This window comes from Bacillus sp. ISO11 (assembly GCF_003458115.1).
GTDB classification, from domain to species: Bacteria; Bacillota; Bacilli; order Bacillales; family Bacillaceae_G; genus Bacillus_A; species Bacillus_A cereus.
The window spans coordinates 1-14,926 of record NZ_QXCO01000061.1; the positions used below are offsets into that span (position 1 = coordinate 1).

Genomic DNA, 14,926 nt, shown 5'->3' on the forward strand with positions numbered 1-14,926 from the left:
TTCGCTCGACTTGCATGTATTAGGCACGCCGCCAGCGTTCATCCTGAGCCAGGATCAAACTCTCCAATAAAGTTAGTTTGTCTAGCATCTAAAATAAAAATTGACGTTTCACGTTGTTTGTTTCGTTTAGTTTTCAAAGTTCAACATCGCGTTTCAGCGACTTTTATAATTTAACACTTCTCGTTAAATCTGTCAACAGCTTTTTTCTTTCGTTGCTGACGACGCTTATTAATTTACCATATTAATCATTTAATAGTCAACACTTTTTAAAAAAATGCCAAAATAATTTTATCTTGGCATGATATAAAGCTTAATAATCACTAATGCTGCCACACCCGGTAAGCCTAACAAACTCGTTATTGCTGCTGTCCCCATGTTAATCGGGATATGAAAATCAAAATATGTCCCTACAACATTTACGATAAAAAGCAATGCTATTCCTAAAGTAACATGAAAAATCACCTTACCTATAAAACGTAATGGCTTAGAGGCAACACCAAAAACAAGAAAAATAAATACTAAAGTAAGAATGCCAACAATAATAATTGTAGAATTCATTTTTTCCTCCTTATGAATGACCTATACATCTATTTGTATGGGACAAGACAATAAAAAAGAACAGTTATCATATGTAGCATCTCTTTTATATAAACTAAATAAAACAATACCTCAGCATTTAAAAAACAAAATAAAAAGGCCTGCTTAGAAAGCAGAACCTTTTACCATTGTTCCATTTTTACAGGACGACGCTTTGCTTCTTTCAACAAAAAGAAATATTTCGCCTCTGCTATTTTCAAAGAACAAATGACATCTTGAGACGGTTCTACACTTTGTTCGACCATTCTCTTCTGACGTAACCACTCATTCTTCACTTTTTCCAAAAGTACAATTAACTTATCGTCATACTCTTTACGCAATTTACCCTTTTTTTGAAAGAACATTTTCGTTTCTCCTCTTATACTTCTCTGCGACCTTCTAACGCTTTGGATAATGTCACTTCATCTGCATATTCTAAATCTCCACCAACTGGCAGACCATGTGCAATACGAGTTACTTTAATGCCTGTAGGTTTTAAGAGGCGGGAGATATACATCGCTGTAGCTTCCCCTTCAATATTAGGGTTTGTTGCTAATATCACTTCTTGTACCGTTTCATCATGTAGTCGCTTTAAGAGTTGCGGGATATTAATGTCTTCCGGTCCAATTCCCTCCATAGGAGAAATCGCACCACGTAACACATGATATACACCTTGATACTCTTTCATTTTTTCCATCGCGATTACATCTTTCGGTTCTTGTACGACACAAACAACTGATTGATCTCGATGTGAATCATTACAAATATAACAAGGATCACGATCAGTAATATGTCCGCATACAGAACAGTACGCTAAATCTCGCTTCGCATTTACAAGTGCTTTCGCGAAACCTAACACATCATCTTCTTTCATATCTAATACGAAAAATGCCAATCGAACCGCTGTTTTCGGTCCGATACCTGGCAACTTCATAAAACTATCGATTAGTTTTGATATTGGTTCTGGATAATGCATGTATCAATATCCTCCTAGAACATTCCACCTGGTAAGTTTAAGCCTTTTGTAAATTTACCCATTGTAGAGTTTGAAAGCTCATCAGCCTTTTTAAGTGCATCATTTGTTGCAGCTAATACTAAGTCTTGTAGCATTTCGATATCTTCTGGATCTACAACTTCTTCTTTAATCTTCACTTCAAGAATTTGCTTGTGACCATTTGCGATAACTGTAATCATTCCGCCGCCAGCTGTACCTTCAACTGTTTTTTCACCAAGCTCTTCTTGTGCTTTCGCCATGTCCTTTTGCATCTTTTGCATTTGTTTCATCATGTTATTCATATTTCCCATTCCGCCACGCATCATAATTAATTCCTCCTAATTATTATTACTCTTTTATTTCAATGAGTTCTTGCCCTACTAATTTCACTGCCTCTTCTATAAGAGGATCTTCCTTTTTCTCTGGGTTTTCTTCAGACTCTCCACCTTCACGTTGTAAAAAGTCTTCACGGATTTTACCCCATTCACTTTTTGGAATGGCAATCATATTTAACCTTTTACTTAGCAATTCAAATAAAGCTTGTTCTACTGTATCCATAGCTTCTCGATTTTCGCTCGCCATCTTACAGTGAATCTCATATTGAAATGCTAAAACGTAAGTGTCATCTGAAGCTGCCACTGGTTCGCTATTTTCTAGTAAAACAGCAAACGCTACTTTGTTATATGATTTGAGTCTTCCTAACAACTCACCCCATACAGCTTTTAATTGTTCTAAATCTTGACGCTTCGCTTGTTTTAATACTTCATTTACACGTCCGACAGGAATCTTCATACTTCCTGTTCTTACCGGCTTTGGTGTTGCACGTGTCTCTCTTACTTCCTGTTGTACACCAGCTGGCACACCGTTCTTTTTAACTTGCTCTAACTCTTTCTCCAGTTGCTGCATCCTGTTCATAATTGCTTGCAAACGATCTGTACCATTTGCTTGCATCATAAACTGTTGACACAATTGCACCATAACAACTTCTAAGAAAATACGCGGATGATTTGTCCACTTCATTTCCTGTTGTCCCTTACTAAGGGTATGAATAATCTCATAGATCACTTCCGGTTGCATTTCTTCACTCAACTTACGGAATTGATCATCTACAATTACTCGTTCCAACATATGTTCTAGTTGCGGTGAAGTTTGATATAAAAGCATATCACGATAATAGTAAATGAAATCCTCCATAAAACGAACTGGATCCTTCCCTTTACTCATCATTTCATCTATGATTTGCAATGCTCTTGATACATCATTTTCACGTATGCATTCTACTAAATTGCCTAAGTATTGCTGAGAAACAGATCCTGTTACGGCCAATACATCTTCTGTCGTAACGGTCTCATCACTATAAGATATAGCCTGATCAATAAGACTAAGTGCGTCACGCATACCACCTTCAGCAGCACGCGCAACAATTTGTAATGCCTCATCTTCCACTTGCGTACCTTCATTTGTCACGACCGTTGATAATCTCTCAACAATATCATTCACTGATATTTTTCGGAATTCAAAACGCTGACAACGTGAAATAATTGTAGGCGGGATCTTATGAGGTTCTGTTGTCGCCAAAATAAAGATAACATGTCCTGGCGGCTCTTCTAAGGTTTTTAAAAGCGCATTGAATGCACCCATAGAAAGCATGTGAACTTCATCAATAATGTATACTTTATATTCTACAGCACTTGGAGCATATTTTACTTTATCTCTAATATCTCGAATTTCATCTACACCGTTATTTGAAGCCGCATCAATTTCTAATACATCTGAAATGGATCCTTGTGTAATTCCTAAACAAGAAGGACATTCATTACAAGGTTCAGCTACCGGAGCATGTTCACAGTTAATTGCTTTTGCAAATACTTTTGCAATTGTCGTTTTTCCTGTTCCCCTCGGGCCAGAAAATAAATAAGCATGTGAAACTTTCTCTTGAAGAAGGGCATTTTGCAACGTTTTTGTCACGTGCTTTTGACCGACTACATCTTCGAACTTTTGCGGTCTCCATGTTCGGTATAACGCTTGGTATGACACGAAAATACGGCCTCCCTCAAAGGTTATTATCTCATTTATTATAACCCATTCTGTTTATAGATTCCAAAAGTTATTTTCTATACAAAAAACTCACCTTTGTATTAAGGTGAGTTTTGTATACATATATAACTGCCGTGCACCCTCCGTCGATTACGTACCATAAGCGTTACTCAAGCAGTTAGCTCGGTTCAGGCACTCCTGCGGCACACGAGAAGACCCGCTTATTGCTGCTTCCTTCCGGACCTGACAAGGTTCACGGGGTCCCGTTGCGCAGGACCCAAACGTCAACACCACTTACTTAAGGCAGACCTTACAGCAACATAACCTCGAGAGGGGATTCGGCCTCGCTAGAGCGGATTGCGAGTATAGGGCACCGCTACCTCCCCGCTTAGCACGGCAAAGTTAAAACCAATATTCGGTTGCCTTCATTAAAGGCATTATCAGTATAACTTGTTTCTTTATAAAATGCAAATACGTTAGTTCCCAGTATTCTCCTCTAATTTTTTTATTGCTTTTCTTTTTTTACGAAGCTCTCTAAAAAAGCTTGTTAACAACGTACCGCATTCTTCCTCTAGTACACCAGATACTACTTCACATTGATGATTGAAGCGTTCATCCGTTAAAAGATTCATCAATGTCCCTGCACATCCGCCCTTCGGATCACTTGCACCATATACAACTCGCTTCACTCGTGATAAAACAATTCCACCTGCACACATTGGACAAGGTTCTAATGTTACATACAATGTTGCATCTTCTAAACGCCATGTCCCTAATTTTTTACACGCCTCATCTATCGCTAGCAACTCAGCATGAGCTATTGATCTCTGCTCAGTTTCCCTTAAATTATGGGCAACACTAATTACCTCACCATCTAACACTATAACTGCTCCAATTGGTACTTCCTGTATTTCCTCTGCCTTTTTAGCTTCTTCTATCGCTAATTGCATAAAATAAATATCTTGATCTTGTTCCATAACATAGTCCTTTCATTACAAATAAAGTACACTTATTTCCATTTACTACACAGGGGATAACTTTTACAAATTCAATCCACCCTAAAAGAAAAAAGAGAGGGGATTACATATGAAAAATACCGCCTTGCTCATTATCGATATGATTAATGACTTTCAATTTTCCCACGGACCCATTCTAGCTAAAAAATGTGAAATTATAACAAACCCTATTTTACAATTAAAGAAAAAAATGAAATCCTTCGGCTGTCCTATAATTTACGTTAATGACCATTATCAACTGTGGAGATCTGATATCGACCAACTTATTACTCATTGTACAAATGAATATAGCGAAAACATAATCCATAAGATTGCTCCAAGTTCTGATGATTACATTTTTATTAAACCACATTATTCCGCTTTTTATGAAACACCTTTAAATTCATTACTAGGTTATTTAAAAATAGAAAATCTAATATTAACAGGGGTTGCCGGAAATATATGTATCCTATTTACAGCTAATGATGCTCATATGAGAAATTATACATTGTATGTACCAGAGGATTGTATCGCCTCTAACAACGACCAAGATAATATACATGCTTTAAAAATAATGGAAACTACATTGAAAGCAACTATAACATCATCAACCAAAATAAAATTTAATTAATACATATATCTATTTTCTAACTTTTTATATCAAATTAACCCGCTCGCTTCCCTCTTGTGCTACAATAATTCTGTTTTGTGTTTTTAGTAGTCACGGTAAATCACTGATTGAAAGGAGGAAACAGCGTGACCGGAGTACCATTTATCACGGTTGAAGGACCAATTGGTGTTGGAAAAACTTCACTTGCGAAGGAAATTTCAACTCACATGCAACTCCACTTACTAAAAGAGATTGTTGATGAAAATCCCTTTTTAGGAAAGTTCTATGAAGACATCGACGAATGGAGTTTTCAAACAGAGATGTTCTTTCTTTGTAATAGATACAAACAATTAGAAGACATTAACATAAAGTATTTGAATCAAAGGAAACCAGTAGTAGCGGATTACCATATCTTTAAAAATTTAATTTTTGCATCCCGCACATTAAAAGACTCCCAATATGACAAATACATGCAAATTTATCGTATCCTTACACAAGATATGCCTGTGCCAAATGTCATTGTTTATTTAACAGCTAGCCTAGAAACATTGCAAAAACGAATCGCCATGCGCGGAAGAGAATTTGAAAAAAACATGGATCCAAATTACTTACTACAGCTCACAAAAGATTATGAAACAGCAATGGATGCTTTTAAAAAAGATCATCCGGAAATACCAGTATTGAAATTTAATGGAGACGATATGGATTTTGTAAAAAATCCTGATGATTTAAACGTCATCCTATCTGCCCTTCAAAATACTCTCTTAAAGGAGTCGAAATAATAATGAATTTAAGGCAAAAATATGATATACCCAATGACGCAGTAATCACTATCGCCGGAACGGTAGGTGTGGGTAAATCAACTATGACAACTGCATTAGCTAATGCTTTAGGTTATCGCACATCATTTGAAAAAGTAGATTCCAATCCATATTTGGACAAGTTCTATGCGGACTTCACTCGCTGGAGCTTCCACCTACAAGTGTACTTTTTAGCAGAACGATTTAAGGAACAAAAAAGAATTTTTGAATATGGTGGCGGTTTTGTTCAAGATCGTTCCATTTACGAAGACACTGGAATTTTCGCAAAGATGCATCATGAAAAAGGAACAATGACGGAAACTGATTATGAAACATACAAAGGTTTATTTGACGCTATGGTCATGACTCCTTACTTCCCTCATCCAGACTTATTAATTTACTTAGAAGGTTCTTTCGATGATATTGTCGATCGTATTCAAGAACGCGGGCGCCCAATGGAACAGCAAACACCAATTGAGTACTGGAAAGAAATGCATGGACGTTATGAAAACTGGATTAACAACTTTAATTCATGCCCTGTATTACGCTTAAATATTAATGAGTACGATATTTTAAAAGATGGTGATTCAATCGAACCAATCATTAAAAAAATTGGCCATTTTTTAAAACAAACACGTAAACTTGTAAAATAAAAAACCCGTGCATATGCACGGGTTTTCCTATTAAATTACTTCTTCTTTGTTGGAGCAATAATTTCACTCTCAGGTTTTCCTGCGTTAATGCGCTGACGAACAGTACTTGTACTAATATCATATGCTTCAGCAATCTCTTTAACAGTCATTTCTTTCCCGTTAATTACTGCCGTTAATACTTTACCTGTACGTTTTGGAGCCGCCGCTTTCTTTACAGCTGCTTTTTTAACTTGTTTTGGCGCCTCTACTTTACTCGTAGCTTGTTTTACATCACAAGTACAACCACAAAGTTTACGGAATGTATCATCACTAATAATGCGTGATACGTTTGCACCACTGTTTAAAATTCTATTGTTCTTACAGACAGGACATTGTACATAATATAAAGTTTTTCCATCTAAAGGAAACGTTTGTATAATAAGATCCATGTTGACTCCTTTCATATCTATGAAGATAATCATCGGAATATGAGTGTGTAATAAGGACAAAATTACCTTACACCATACTTTATGATTGGTTTTAAAATAAAAACTCGTTACGTGTTGGTAACGAGTTCTCCAATCTCCACTTATATGCGCTGTTGTCAATTATATCTGGAGGAGGTAGAGGGATTCGAACCCCCGCGCGACTCTCGCCGCCTGTCGGTTTTCAAGACCGATCCCTTCAGCCAGACTTGGGTATACCTCCATATTGACATCAAATATAATATCAAAAGAAAAACAGTTAGTCAACCCTACTAAAATAAATTATGAGGAAAGGAAAATTTTACTTTCCCCTTCCTACATTACAGTACTGACAACGCTCATAATTACCAATCACTCATACCGATGAATGTTTAAATTTACTTAATAACTGTTTTTCCTCCCATATAAGGGCGAAGAACTTCTGGAATTATAATTGTACCATCTTCTTGTTGGTAGTTCTCTAAAATAGCTGCAACCGTACGTCCGATTGCAAGACCAGATCCATTTAATGTATGAACATGTTCTGGTTTTCCATTTGGCTCACGGCGGAAACGGATATTTGCACGTCTCGCTTGGAAAGCTTCAAAATTACTACAAGAAGAAATTTCACGATATGTGCCATAGCTTGGAATCCATACTTCAATATCGTATTTCTTCGCTGCTGTAAATCCTAAATCGCCTGTGCACATGCTCATAACGCGATATGGCAACTCTAATAATTGTAACACGCGTTCTGCATCATTTGTTAATTTTTCTAATTCTTCATAAGAATCTTCTGGTTTTACGAACTTCACAAGCTCTACTTTATTGAACTGATGCTGGCGAATTAAACCACGTGTATCACGACCAGCTGAACCTGCTTCAGAACGGAAGCAAGAGCTAAATGCAGCATATCTTATAGGCAATTGCTCTTTATTTAAAATCTCATCACGATGCATATTCGTTACAGGTACTTCAGCTGTTGGAATTAAGAAGTAATCTTCACTTTCAATACGGAATGCATCTTCTTCAAACTTTGGAAGTTGTCCTGTTCCCGTCATACTTGCACGGTTTACCATATATGGAGGTAATACTTCTTCATATCCATGCTCATCAGTATGAAGATCAAGCATAAAGCTAATTAAAGCACGCTCTAATCTTGCACCAGCACCTTTGTAAAATACGAAGCGGCTTCCTGTTACTTTCCCAGCGCGTTCAAAATCTAAAATTCCTAAATCAGTAGCAAGATCCCAATGTGGTTTTGGCTCAAAAGTAAATTCTTTCACTTCTCCCCAAGTACGTGTTACTACATTATCATCCTCTGTTTCACCAACTGGAGCAGATTCATGAGGGATATTTGGAATAGATAACATTAATCTTTCTAAGTCTTCTTCAACTGTACGAAGTTCGTTATCAAGATCCTTTACTTTTTCTCCAACCTCACGCATTTCTAAAATTAGAGCTTCTGCATCTTTCTTTTCACGCTTTAATACAGAAATTTGTTGAGATACTTCGTTACGTTTACTTTTTAATTCTTCTGTCTGAACAAGTAGTTCTCTTCTTCTCGTATCAAGTTCTTCAAAACGGCCGAAATCAGTTAAATCTTCGCCTCTATGCTGTAATTTCGCTTTTACTTCTTCAAAGTTTGTACGTAAAAATTTAATATCAAGCATTATATACTCCTCCTTTTATTTTATAAAACACAAAAAACTCCCGTCCCTATATAAAGGGACGGGAGTTAACCCGCGTTGCCACCCTAGTTGAAAGCATTACCGCTTTCCTCTCAAGTAGAAATAACGGCTCTTCACCGGGAATGCTTACTAATCCAAAAGATATTCCACATTCCATTCCAGGATGGATTCACAAACTGTTTCTATCGATTTCCACCAACCATCGACTCTCTATAAGAAACGACATTTGTTACTATTTCCTATCAACACGCTTATTTTATAAAATTGTTACCATCAATTTACTATAATCTTATACAAGTTGCAAGTTACTTATACAACTTTTTTCATTTTCGCTTCTTTTACCATTTCAACAAAGTATGCTGTCACACGATGATCATCTGTTAATTCCGGATGGAATGAAGCAGCTAAAAACTGATCTTGTCTTACCGCTACCATTCGGTCACCATGCTTAGAAAGCACTTCAACATTATCAGCTACTTCTACAACATACGGCGCACGGATAAATACACCAATGAAGTCTTCACCCACGCCTTCAATTGAAAGCGCAGCTTCAAAACTATCCTTTTGGCGTCCGAACGCATTGCGCTCAACTGTAATATCCATAGCACCAATATGTGCTTCTTCATAGCCAATAAGTGTTTTCGCAAGAAGAATCATCCCTGCACATGTACCAAACATTGGTTTACCAGACTTTGCAAATGTACGAAGTGGTTCCATGAAAGCATACTTATCAATAAGACGGCGCATTGTTGTACTTTCACCGCCTGGTAAAATAAGACCATCAATCTCTTCAAGTTGCTCTATACGCTTTACAACAACAGCTTCTGCACCACTTGCTTCAACTGATTTTACATGCTCACGAACTGCACCTTGAAGACCTAGTACACCGATTTTCACCATTTTAAAGTTCTCCTTTAATTACCATCCACGCTCTTGCATGCGTTGTTCTGGTAATAACGTTGAAATTTCGACACCCTTCATTGCATTACCTAATCCTTTAGAAAGGCTTGCAATTAGTTCGTAATCTTCATAATGAGTCGTTGCTTCAACGATTGCACGTGCAAATTTCTCTGGGTTTTCTGATTTGAAGATACCAGATCCAACAAATACCCCATCAGCACCAAGTTGCATCATTAATGCTGCATCTGCTGGTGTTGCTACACCACCTGCCGCAAAGTTTACAACTGGTAAGCGACCAAGACGTTTAATTTCAAGTAAGACTTCGTAAGGAGCGCCAGTATTTTTTGCATATGTCATTAACTCATCTTCACGTAGACTCGCAACTTGACGGATTTCTGCATTGACTTGGCGCATATGACGCACTGCCTCTACAATGTTTCCTGTTCCTGGTTCACCTTTTGTACGAAGCATAGATGCACCTTCTGCAATACGACGTGCAGCTTCTCCGATATCACGGCAACCACATACAAATGGAACTGTGTAATCACGTTTATTTAAATGGTATACTTCATCAGCAGGAGTTAATACTTCACTCTCATCGATATAGTCTACCCCTAATGATTCTAATACACGTGCTTCTACAAGGTGACCGATACGGCATTTTGCCATAACCGGAATTGACACCGCACCCATAACTTCTTCAACAATTGTTGGGTCTGCCATACGAGAAACGCCACCTGCTGCACGAATATCTGCTGGTACACGCTCTAATGCCATAACGGCAACTGCGCCTGCCTCTTCTGCAATTTTTGCTTGTTCAGCGTTAACTACGTCCATAATAACGCCGCCTTTTTGCATTTCTGCCATTCCACGTTTTACACGTTCTGTCCCTGTTACATTTGTCATGTACAAAAACCCCCCTAGGTGAATTGCTTTCCCCCGTTAAAGGCGAAAATTAAGAATACTCTTACATTCTACCACTAACTATCAGATGCTTGTCTACTACTTTTTCATAAAGTCAGTATGAAAAATAGGAATAAAAAAAAGCTCCTATCATGAGGAGCTTTTAAAACCAACCTTTTACTGTATCAACAGCACTATTCCACATGCCACTAAAGAATGAACCAATTCCGCGCATAGCACGAGTAAACCAGTTTGCTTCTTCTACTTCAGATGTTGTTACAAGATCCACTTGCAGTGACTTACCAGTTAAAAATCCAGGGTCGTTTGTATCTTTTGGCGTAATTACCATTTGACCAAGCGCAGCTCCCTTTTTAATAGGTGCTTCTTGTCCCTTACTTGATTCTTTTAATTCCGTTTTATAAACATCTTTACTTCCTTTTGGCACTGGAAGTGAAATAGCTTGTTTCGTTTGAACTGCTACATCTTTATCTTTCGCATTTTCTACTCGTACTGTTTCTTGTCCTTTTACTGAAGAACCTTTTTTATACATTTGTTTTACTTCAAAGTTAGCAAATCCATAATCATATAGCTTCTTTGTTTCATCAAAACGTGCTGTATGAGAACTTGTTTTAATAACTACAGAAATAAAACGCATTCCGTTTCTTTCAACCGTACCAGTGAAGCAATCTCCTGCCTCTGGAGTCGAGCCTGTTTTTAGGCCGTCTACGCCATCATATTCTTTAACTAAGCCCTTTAACATCCAGTTCCAGTTCGACATTGCAAACTTCTCTTTTTCTGGACGGAATTCTTTTTTAGGGATTTTTGCTGTATCTAACACTTTTGGATAATCTTTAATTAAATGTTGTGCTAAAGTTGCAACATCCTTTGCAGACATTTTATTTTCTTCATCCGCTGTTGTTCCTTCAGGATGCATTCCCTTTAAATCTTTATTCGTTAAACCTGTAGAATTGACAAATTTATAATTTTTCAACCCTAGTTCTTTCGATTTATCATTCATCATTTTTACGAAGTCTACTTCTTTACCTGCAATTGCTTCTGCTAATGCAATTGTTGCACCATTTGCAGAAAAGATTGCCATTGCCTCGTATAACTCTTTTACTGTATAAGAGCCACCATTTTCTAATGCAACATTTGATAATGAAGCATCTTGTGAAACCTTATATGCATATTCAGAAACCTTAATTTTCTGGTCCCACTTAAGTTTTCCTTTATCCACTGCTTCGTGAACTAAATATTCACTCATCATCTTTGTCATACTAGCAATGGATAATAATTCATCTGCATTCTTTTGATATAAAATTTTCCCAGAATTCGCTTCTACTAAAATTGCCGCACCTGCTTCAATGTTTAAAGCGGCTCCTGTTTCAGCTGATGCATTGCTATATGGCATAAAAATGCTACAAGCTAGTGTAAGCACTGTTACCAAAGCAATGAATCTTTTGCAAAACATACCTTTCACTTTTGCTACCCCCAATATCTATGTACTCACATAACCGTTATTCTAACATAATCAAAAAAAAATAGACAGAGATATCAAATCTCTGTCTATTTGTATATAAGACATTATAATGAGTAGTTTGGAGCCTCTTTTGTAATTTGTACGTGATGAGGATGACTTTCACGTAAGCCAGCACCTGACATACGAATGAATTGTGCGTTTTCGCGTAAGAATTCTAAATCCTGTGCTCCGCAATATCCCATACCTGCACGTAAGCCACCAACTAATTGGTGAACTGTATCTGCTAAAGGTCCTTTATATGGTACTCGTCCTTCAATACCTTCTGGGACAAGTTTTTTATTGCCTTCTTGGAAGTAACGATCTTTACTTCCTTTTTCCATCGCACCGACAGAACCCATACCACGATACACTTTAAATTGACGACCTTGGTAAATTTCAGTTTCTCCAGGGCTTTCTGCAACACCTGCAAACATGCTACCTAGCATAACAACATGTGCTCCTGCCGCTAAGGCTTTCACCATATCACCAGAGTACTTAATACCGCCATCAGCAATAACTGGAATGCCGTGTTTACGAGCTTCTGTTGCACAATCATAAACCGCAGTTAATTGTGGTACACCAACACCGGCTACAACGCGTGTTGTACAAATAGAACCTGGTCCAATACCAACTTTAACTACGTTTGCACCAGCTTCAATTAGTGCTTTCGTTGCTTCAGCAGTAGCAACATTTCCAGCGATAATATTTAGTGATGGATATTTAGCACGAACTTCTTTTACCTTATCAATAACACCTTTAGAATGCCCATGTGCTGTATCAAGTACAATTGCATCTACACTAGCTTTTACCAATGCATCGATGCGAAGCATAGCATCCGCTGTTACACCAACTGCTGCTCCAACTAATAAGCGTCCTTGCTTATCTTTAGCAGAGTTTGGGAATTCAATTACTTTTTCAATATCTTTTATTGTAATAAGCCCTTGTAATACACCGTTATTATCAACAAGAGGGAGTTTTTCAATTTTATACTTTTGTAGGATCTTTTCAGCTTCTTCCAGTGTAGTACCAACTGGAGCTGTAATTAATTGTTCTTTTGTCATTACGTCAGAAATTTTGATTGAGTAGTCTTGGATGAAGCGCATATCACGGTTTGTAATAATACCAACTAATTTTCGCTCATCTAAATTATTTACAACCGGTACACCTGAGATACGATATTTTCCCATAAGATGTTCTGCATCATATACTTGATGTTCTGGAGTTAAGAAGAAAGGATCTGAAATAACGCCGCTTTCAGAGCGCTTTACTTTATCAACTTGCTCTGCTTGTTGCTCAATAGACATATTCTTATGAATAATTCCTAAACCACCCTGGCGAGCCATTGCAATAGCCATGTCAGCTTCTGTTACTGTATCCATTCCTGCACTAATTAACGGGATATTTAGCTGTAAGCTTTCAGATAAAACTGTTTTAACACTTACTTCTCTTGGTAATATATCTGACCTAGCTGGTACAAGTAATACATCATCAAAAGTCAAACCTTCTTTAACAAATTTAGATTCCCACATAATTGTTCCCCCTATGATACCAGAAATTATTATTAGTAGCTTATCAATTGGTTAAAATACTGTCAAGGACGTATATATATGTTAGAATTTTTAGACAATAAAAGGAGCGTAATATATGCATCAAACATCTTGTACTTGGCAGCAGTTAAGTTTCTTTTTTTCATCTCAAAACGTACAACGTTATCTTGCCCGTTGTTACGAAAAATCCTCTATTCAGGATGCCGAAAAAAAAAGTTTTGAAAATTGTTATCCCTTTATTTATTACTTAGAACACGGGAAAAATTATTATGAATTATATAAGACAGCTCCATTTTCCATTCAACCAATGTTGTTATTTTATGGAATTAGTCAACTTTTTAAAGCATGCCTACTAACTATTGACCCTAACTATCCTGAATCCACTACTGTTTTAGCTCATGGCGTTACAACTCGCAAACGAAAAAAACAAGGGTATCAATTTTTAGAAGATGAGGTGAAGGTACAAAAAAACGGATTATTTACTCATGTTGCAGAACAACTGTTTCACATGAAACACTTAGAAGCAGAAAAATTTAACATGTTAGAACTAATGGGAAATATTCCAGAATTACAAAATTTATTTCGTTATAGTCAGAAAGGATCAACTTTATATAAAATCGATTCAACAATTAAAAATGAGCTCTCCTTTTCAGTCAACCTACTAGATCGATTACATATGACTAAAGAGAGATTTTCTCGTTACATTGAAACATCTTGTAAGCATTTATCAATACAGCACGTACCTGAGAAGACTAATGAATCGAATTTACTTTTTACGGCGCCCATTCAATCATGGAATCCTATGTACAGTACTCCTTTATACTATGAACATCTTACTAATACTTATTATTTGCCACTTACGACTGATCCTAGAAATCCTAAGCCAATATTACCTGAACTCCTCATTCATTATTTATTGCTCTATAATTTAAGCATGATTTCTAGGTATGAAACAGATTGGTGGTATGACTTACTTGGCAGTTATGGTTCTGAAGATTATCCATTTATTTATCAATTTCTAAGTATTTCTGCTCAAAAAATCCCTTACTATATTTCAAATTTTTTATTAATGGAACCAAATCTATTTCATGGGAAATAAAAAAACACAAGTCAAATGACTTGTGTTTTTAGTTGCTTGGCGACGTCCTACTCTCACAGGGACAAGGTCCCAACTACCATCGGCGCTAGAGAGCTTAACTTCCGTGTTCGGTATGGGAACGGGTGTGACCTCTCTGCCATCATCACCAAACTATGAAGG

Annotated in this window: 16 protein-coding genes, 1 tRNA gene, 2 rRNA genes, 1 other RNA gene and 1 other annotated feature; of the genes, 4 read left to right on the forward strand and 16 right to left on the reverse strand. The window is 37.0% G+C overall.

The window, feature by feature from the left end:
* The 8 genes from D1166_RS29940 to tadA all read right to left on the reverse strand — a co-directional run.
* A 16S ribosomal RNA gene (locus D1166_RS29940) occupies positions 1–70 on the reverse strand; the annotation flags it as partial.
* A 218-nt stretch (positions 71–288) separates the two neighbouring features.
* The gene (locus D1166_RS29945; protein WP_001089273.1) at positions 289–558 is read right to left on the reverse strand and encodes a pro-sigmaK processing inhibitor BofA family protein; all 270 of its coding nucleotides are present in this window, start codon (positions 556–558) and stop codon (positions 289–291) included.
* A 161-nt stretch (positions 559–719) separates the two neighbouring features.
* On the reverse strand, positions 720–941 hold the full coding sequence (locus D1166_RS29950) for a YaaL family protein (protein ID WP_000466019.1): 222 nt from the start codon (positions 939–941) through the stop codon (positions 720–722).
* A gap of 14 nt (positions 942–955) precedes the next feature.
* Positions 956–1,552, reverse strand: coding sequence for a recombination protein RecR (gene recR, locus D1166_RS29955; protein WP_000559169.1), 597 nt, complete (start codon positions 1,550–1,552; stop codon positions 956–958).
* Between the two features lie 14 nt (positions 1,553–1,566).
* A complete protein-coding gene (locus D1166_RS29960; protein ID WP_014894853.1) occupies positions 1,567–1,893 on the reverse strand; it encodes a YbaB/EbfC family nucleoid-associated protein in 327 nt (108 codons plus the stop codon).
* A gap of 25 nt (positions 1,894–1,918) precedes the next feature.
* Entirely contained in the window at positions 1,919–3,607 is a 1,689-nt protein-coding gene (dnaX, locus tag D1166_RS29965; protein WP_097856325.1) for a DNA polymerase III subunit gamma/tau, read from the reverse strand.
* A 132-nt stretch (positions 3,608–3,739) separates the two neighbouring features.
* Positions 3,740–4,004: signal recognition particle sRNA large type (gene ffs / locus D1166_RS29970), an RNA gene on the reverse strand.
* Positions 4,005–4,083: 79 nt separating this feature from the next.
* Positions 4,084–4,584: a tRNA adenosine(34) deaminase TadA gene (gene tadA / locus D1166_RS29975; protein WP_118043539.1), complete on the reverse strand. Its 501-nt coding sequence runs from the start codon at positions 4,582–4,584 to the stop codon at positions 4,084–4,086.
* 109 nt (positions 4,585–4,693) lie between these two features.
* Here tadA and D1166_RS29985 point away from each other — a divergent pair, with 109 nt between their 5' ends.
* The 3 genes from D1166_RS29985 to D1166_RS29995 all read left to right on the forward strand — a co-directional run bounded on the left by D1166_RS29985 (position 4,694) and on the right by D1166_RS29995 (position 6,665).
* Positions 4,694–5,233, forward strand: a complete 540-nt coding sequence (locus D1166_RS29985; protein ID WP_000798712.1) for a cysteine hydrolase family protein — start codon at positions 4,694–4,696, stop codon at positions 5,231–5,233.
* A gap of 125 nt (positions 5,234–5,358) precedes the next feature.
* Complete coding sequence (locus D1166_RS29990) at positions 5,359–5,994, forward strand: deoxynucleoside kinase (protein WP_000148218.1); 636 nt, start codon at positions 5,359–5,361, stop codon at positions 5,992–5,994.
* A gap of 2 nt (positions 5,995–5,996) precedes the next feature.
* The gene (locus D1166_RS29995) at positions 5,997–6,665 is read left to right on the forward strand and encodes a deoxynucleoside kinase (protein WP_001053585.1); all 669 of its coding nucleotides are present in this window, start codon (positions 5,997–5,999) and stop codon (positions 6,663–6,665) included.
* A gap of 35 nt (positions 6,666–6,700) precedes the next feature.
* On the opposite strand, the gene D1166_RS30000 is transcribed toward D1166_RS29995, so the two are convergent.
* From D1166_RS30000 to guaB, 7 genes are all read right to left on the reverse strand, one after another.
* Positions 6,701–7,093, reverse strand: coding sequence for a sigma factor-like helix-turn-helix DNA-binding protein (locus D1166_RS30000; protein WP_000364196.1), 393 nt, complete (start codon positions 7,091–7,093; stop codon positions 6,701–6,703).
* A 166-nt stretch (positions 7,094–7,259) separates the two neighbouring features.
* A tRNA-Ser gene (locus D1166_RS30005) sits at positions 7,260–7,352 on the reverse strand.
* 154 nt (positions 7,353–7,506) lie between these two features.
* Positions 7,507–8,781, reverse strand: a complete 1,275-nt coding sequence (gene serS / locus D1166_RS30010) for a serine--tRNA ligase (RefSeq protein ID WP_087876003.1) — start codon at positions 8,779–8,781, stop codon at positions 7,507–7,509.
* Between the two features lie 51 nt (positions 8,782–8,832).
* Positions 8,833–9,054, reverse strand: a binding site (T-box leader).
* 54 nt (positions 9,055–9,108) lie between these two features.
* On the reverse strand, positions 9,109–9,699 hold the full coding sequence (gene pdxT / locus D1166_RS30015) for a pyridoxal 5'-phosphate synthase glutaminase subunit PdxT (RefSeq protein WP_000238783.1): 591 nt from the start codon (positions 9,697–9,699) through the stop codon (positions 9,109–9,111).
* A gap of 18 nt (positions 9,700–9,717) precedes the next feature.
* Positions 9,718–10,605, reverse strand: coding sequence for a pyridoxal 5'-phosphate synthase lyase subunit PdxS (gene pdxS, locus D1166_RS30020; RefSeq protein WP_000186165.1), 888 nt, complete (start codon positions 10,603–10,605; stop codon positions 9,718–9,720).
* Positions 10,606–10,765: 160 nt separating this feature from the next.
* Positions 10,766–12,073 (reverse strand): D-alanyl-D-alanine carboxypeptidase DacA, encoded by a 1,308-nt coding sequence (gene dacA / locus D1166_RS30025; protein ID WP_125653127.1) that lies wholly within the window; start codon positions 12,071–12,073, stop codon positions 10,766–10,768.
* A gap of 113 nt (positions 12,074–12,186) precedes the next feature.
* The gene (gene guaB / locus D1166_RS30030; protein WP_000264088.1) at positions 12,187–13,650 is read right to left on the reverse strand and encodes an IMP dehydrogenase; all 1,464 of its coding nucleotides are present in this window, start codon (positions 13,648–13,650) and stop codon (positions 12,187–12,189) included.
* A gap of 115 nt (positions 13,651–13,765) precedes the next feature.
* Here guaB and D1166_RS30035 point away from each other — a divergent pair, with 115 nt between their 5' ends.
* On the forward strand, positions 13,766–14,767 hold the full coding sequence (locus D1166_RS30035) for a YaaC family protein (protein ID WP_000554287.1): 1,002 nt from the start codon (positions 13,766–13,768) through the stop codon (positions 14,765–14,767).
* Between the two features lie 34 nt (positions 14,768–14,801).
* Here the strand turns inward: D1166_RS30035 and rrf are convergent.
* A 5S ribosomal RNA gene (gene rrf, locus D1166_RS30040) occupies positions 14,802–14,917 on the reverse strand.
* Between the last annotated feature and the right edge of the window lie 9 nt (positions 14,918–14,926).